Genomic DNA, 4202 nt, shown 5'->3' on the forward strand with positions numbered 1-4202 from the left:
ACCAGGGCAGCCGCCGTGCCACCGATCGCGGTCGCCTTGGCGTCCCGGCCGAGGATCGCGTTGGCCATCGAGTCACCGATCGTGTGGTCGACGAACTCGTACGACCACAGCACCGACAGCAGCACCCCGGCCGCGACGGCCGTCAGCACCACCCATCCCCATCGCACCGGCCGTACCGTCGGCGCGGCGGCCTCAGATCCGCTTTTAGTGGCAGTCATGAATGAATTCTCGGCGACCGTCCGCGGACCGTTGTTCTCGCAGTTTGCCCGACTGCCCTACGGCCATCGGGCACCGGGGCCGTCGCGGCAGCCCCGGCGGCACGTCACCGAAAGGCAGCCCAGTGCCGCCTTTCCGCTTCGCTTTCCACCTCAGCACGTTTACGCCCAGGCCGAGTTGGTACTCGCAACATGACCGCACCTGACTCGGCCGGCGGGCACCCGACGTGCGGATATCGGCCTTCGCCCGCGGGTCAGCATGGGCAGAACCGACCACTGCCCCCAGGAGGGAAGGAACCCGTCATGAATGGCCGACCGAACATCGTCCTGGTTCACGGCGCGTGGGCCGATGGCTCCTGCTGGAGCGGTGTCATCGAGCGGCTGCAGGCCAGCGGCTACCACGTGACGGCCCCGCAGTTCCCGCTGAGCTCCACGCCTGAGGATGTCGCCCGGCTACGTCAGGTCCTGAGGTTGCAGGACGGCCCGACGATCGTGGCCGGACACTCCTACGGCGGCCAGATCATGACCGCCCTGGGCGCCGACGCACCGAACGTGGCCGGGCTGGTGTACATCGCGGCATTCGGACTCGACCAGGGGGAATCGCTGAGCGCGCTGCTGTCGCAGGGACCGACACCGCCGGCGCTGGCCCACCTGTTCACCGACGAGCAGGGCTTCATCTGGCAGCCGCAGGACGACTTCGTGCAGCACTTCGCGGCCGACGTTGATCCGGTCCGCGCCAACGCGATGCACGCTGTGCAGCAGCCGATTGCCGAGTCGGCGTTCTCGGCGGCGATGGGCGTCCCGGCCTGGCGGTCGCTACCGTCGTCGTACCTGATCGCCACCCAGGACCAGGCGATCCCGCCGGACGCGCAGCGCATGTTCGCCAGCCGCATGGGCGCGACCACCATCGAGGTCCCGGCCAGCCACGTCGCGATGGTCTCCCACCCCGACGAGACGGCGCAGCTCATCAGGACGGCAGCCGAAGCTCGGGTAGCGATGCCGGCAGGCCAAGCAGCCAGATGAGGGCTGCCCAAGACGGGGTAGACGCGGCAGGGCATGCTTTCTAAGATCACGCCGGTGAACACGGAACCGATCAGCATCGACGGCGTGGCGGGGCCGATCGTGGTTACCACCAACGCTCTGTGGGGTCGCCCTGCCGTTACCGTTGGCGGAGTGCCGGCTCAGAGGACGGGTAGGCGTCAGTACGCCTTGCCGGCTGCTGCCGGTGGTGCGGTCGAAGCCACGGTTCGCAGCGCGTTCGCCGACCCGTACCCGACCGTGGAGGTCAACGGCGTACAGCATCGGACCGGGCCCCCGGTGCCGGTCGTGCTTCGGGTCCTGGCCCCGCTGCCGATCCTGCTGATCGCGGTCGGCGGTGCCCTTGGTGGACTGATCGGAGTCCTGGGCTTGGTGGCGAACTTGGCTGTCGCCCGCAGCCGAACTCCATCCGCAGTCAAAGGGCTGATCATGGTTGGCGTCGCTGTCGTCGCGTCCGTCGTCTGGCTCGCCATCGCGGTCGCGGTGCAGGCAGCGATCAGTTCGAGCTGAAGCTGTACTGCCACACATGAGGCAGCGGGCGAGTCTGATCATCGCTGTGGTGATGGTGCTCGTCGCGGTCGGCGGCAGCGCCGGCTGGCGGTGGTGGCACAACCGGCCCCCGTACGGGCCGGAGGTGTTGGCCGCTACCGCCACCCTGAGCCTGGTCGACCAGGCCGCCGCGGACGCCGCGTTCAGCCCGAGCACCATGGAGCAGGCCGGCGACGGGGACCAGATCTTTCTCGGCCAGGTGACCTGGTCACGACCACCTGACCCCCAGTCTGGCAGCTCGTTCCGAGTCGTGGTGCTGGACAAACGCACCCGCCTCATGCCCGGCTTCATCAACGTGACATCGGCCCGGCCCGACGAGGTCGCCGTCGGCGCGGACGGATTCCTGGACCGCGTCGAAAAGCGCTACTCATGGCTACAGGGCATCGGCGCGCGCGAGGTCAACGGGGCGTACTGGAGCAGCGGCAGCACCATCGTGGTGTCCTCGGTCGACGCATCACCGGTGACGTTCGCCATCGTGCTGCGCCCGGCGCACCCGGCGACGCCACCCGAGCAGGCCGTCGCTTCCGCGCCCGCGGCAGCCAGCGACCTGCTGATCGCCCTGATCAGCGTCGGACCGGACGGCCAGGTCTACTGGGCCCAGCGCCTGCTGAACTGACCACATGTTGAACCTGATGGTTCACTGTTGTACGGTGAACCTCATGGTTCAGCAACGTCTTGACCGGATCTTCTCCGCACTGGCCGACCCGACCCGCCGCGAGGTGCTCGTCCGGCTCGGCTCCGCGCCGGCCACCATCAGCGACCTGGCCGAACCGTTCGCCATCTCCCTCACCGGGATGAAGAAGCACGTCCGGGTGCTGGAGGAGGCGGGCCTGGTGGTGACGGAGAAGGTCGGCCGGTCGCGGCGGTGCCAGCTCGGCACCGAACGACTGGACGAGGCGATGGCGTGGATCAGCTTCTATCAGCGGCTCTGGGGGCGTCGCCTCGACGGTCTCGATGCCTACTTCACCCTTGAGAAGGGAACCGAGCGTTGACCGAGACATCAGACCTCCAGTTGCGTCTCACCCGCCACCTGCCGGCTTCGCCCGAGGAGGTGTTCGACGCCTACACGGATGCGGAGAAGCAGAAGATCTGGTTCAGCATCCTCGACGAACAGCCGGGCATCGTGGAGATCGAGGTGGACCTGCGCGTCGGTGGACGGCAGACCGCGATCTGGGGGCCGAGCCCCGATCAGCTGTTCCGCGAGACGCAGACCTTCCTGGTGATCGAACGGCCACACCGGCTTGTCACCGAATCGGTCGGTAGCGGCCCGGACGGCCTGACGATGACCACGCGCGTCGAGGTCACGTTCGAACCGGAGGGCGATGGGACGCTCGTCACGGTGGTCCAAAGTGGGTTCCCCGCCGTCGAGGTGCGGGACTTCTTCACCCAGGAGGTCTGGGTCGGCGCGTTCGCCAGGATCGAGGCCTACCTGCGGCGCGGGACGACGACTGCGAACCGATGAGGCTGCTCCGGGCGGCCCACTTCGCGCTGCCCCCGTTGCCGACGACGGCCGGTTGCGTGGTTACCCTGCGGCGGTGGCGGTCGGTGATGACGGGGAGCGGCTGGCGGCGTCGCTGGCCGCTCGGCTCGACGCGGTCGCATTCAACGACCTGTCCACCGACCAGGTCACCGCTCGGCTGATCGAGGCGGTGGTCGGCTGGGCCGGGGAGCAGGGCTGGCGGGTCTACCGGCGGGCGCCCAGTGTGCTGCCGCTGCCGCCGCCGATGAAGGGGCGGCAGTCGGTACTCGACGTGGCCTGTGCCCGCTCGGACGGGCCGCCGGTCGTCGTGGAGGTCGACCACGGTACGCGCCGCCGTACCTGGGAGAAGTTGCTCGCCGAGGCCGACGCGGGACGGATCCCGCTCTGGGTGCGCTGGGGCGCCGGACGGTTCACCGCGCCGCCCCCGCCGATCCGGATGGTGACCTGCGAGGTGACCAGGAGGCCGGACCCGGCTGGCGACGGCCGGGTGCACAGTCGCTCGCCGCGAGCCGACAAGCTGCCACCAGCGCACTCCGTCGTGCCGGTCGGTGAGGTGGCCGCCGTCGAGTTGCCGCTGCCCACGTCGCCCGGAGGCGGTGCCTGAGACGGCGTCCTACCCGGGCAGCACGCGACGCGGCCCGGCCAGTCAAGGAGACTGGATCGACGTGTTCGAAGGCTGCGGTTCGCTGGTCGACCAGCGGCTGCCGCCAAGAAGCCCGGAATCGTGCGCCGCCGCTGGCATGACCATCACCAGCGCGGCGTCGCCGAATAGGGCCACCGCCATGCCGGCGTCCTGAGGTGTCAGATCGGTCGCGGTGTCAACAGCGCGGCCCAGGTCCGCGTACCGCACGCGCAGTGCACGCAACGTCCGAGCGCCCCTGGCGGTACGGCGAAAAGCGAACGCGACACTCACACAGGAC

Annotated in this window: 6 protein-coding genes and 2 pseudogenes; 6 read left to right on the plus strand and 2 right to left on the minus strand. The window is 69.3% G+C overall.

All coding sequences use genetic code 11. The features are described from left to right. Nucleotides 1-218: pseudogene (locus AB0M52_RS31425) on the minus strand (hypothetical protein); the annotation flags it as partial. Nucleotides 219-518: 300 nt separating this feature from the next. Here AB0M52_RS31425 and AB0M52_RS31430 point away from each other — a divergent pair. The 6 genes and pseudogenes from AB0M52_RS31430 to AB0M52_RS31455 all read left to right on the plus strand — a co-directional run bounded on the left by AB0M52_RS31430 (nt 519) and on the right by AB0M52_RS31455 (nt 3886). Further along, a complete protein-coding gene (locus AB0M52_RS31430; protein ID WP_363961217.1) occupies nt 519-1238 on the plus strand; it encodes an alpha/beta hydrolase in 720 nt (239 codons plus the stop codon). A gap of 54 nt (nt 1239-1292) precedes the next feature. Then, entirely contained in the window at nt 1293-1763 is a 471-nt protein-coding gene (locus tag AB0M52_RS31435; RefSeq protein WP_363961219.1) for a hypothetical protein, read from the plus strand. Nucleotides 1764-1779: 16 nt separating this feature from the next. Beyond that, on the plus strand, nt 1780-2418 hold the full coding sequence (locus AB0M52_RS31440; RefSeq protein ID WP_363961221.1) for a hypothetical protein: 639 nt from the start codon (nt 1780-1782) through the stop codon (nt 2416-2418). 43 nt (nt 2419-2461) lie between these two features. Beyond that, nucleotides 2462-2776, plus strand: a pseudogene (locus tag AB0M52_RS31445) (metalloregulator ArsR/SmtB family transcription factor); the annotation flags it as partial. Nucleotides 2777-2814: 38 nt separating this feature from the next. Next, nucleotides 2815-3264, plus strand: a complete 450-nt coding sequence (locus AB0M52_RS31450) for an SRPBCC domain-containing protein (protein ID WP_363961227.1) — start codon at nt 2815-2817, stop codon at nt 3262-3264. 73 nt (nt 3265-3337) lie between these two features. After that, a complete protein-coding gene (locus AB0M52_RS31455; protein WP_363961223.1) occupies nt 3338-3886 on the plus strand; it encodes a hypothetical protein in 549 nt (182 codons plus the stop codon). Between the two features lie 42 nt (nt 3887-3928). Here the strand turns inward: AB0M52_RS31455 and AB0M52_RS31460 are convergent. Next, a partial coding sequence (locus AB0M52_RS31460; protein WP_363961225.1) for a hypothetical protein occupies nt 3929-4202 on the minus strand: 274 nt, incomplete at its 5' end.

It is taken from the genome of Micromonospora sp. NPDC051296, assembly GCF_040682255.1.
GTDB classification, from domain to species: domain Bacteria; phylum Actinomycetota; class Actinomycetes; order Mycobacteriales; family Micromonosporaceae; genus Micromonospora; species Micromonospora craterilacus.

What these genes read in the sequence shown, in the direction of transcription:
- AB0M52_RS31430 (WP_363961217.1), top strand. Translation starts at nt 519, where the DNA reads ATGAATGGCCGACCGAACATCGTCCTGGTTCACGGCGCGTGGGCCGAT.
- AB0M52_RS31440 (WP_363961221.1), top strand. Translation starts at nt 1,780, where the DNA reads ATGAGGCAGCGGGCGAGTCTGATCATCGCTGTGGTGATGGTGCTCGTC.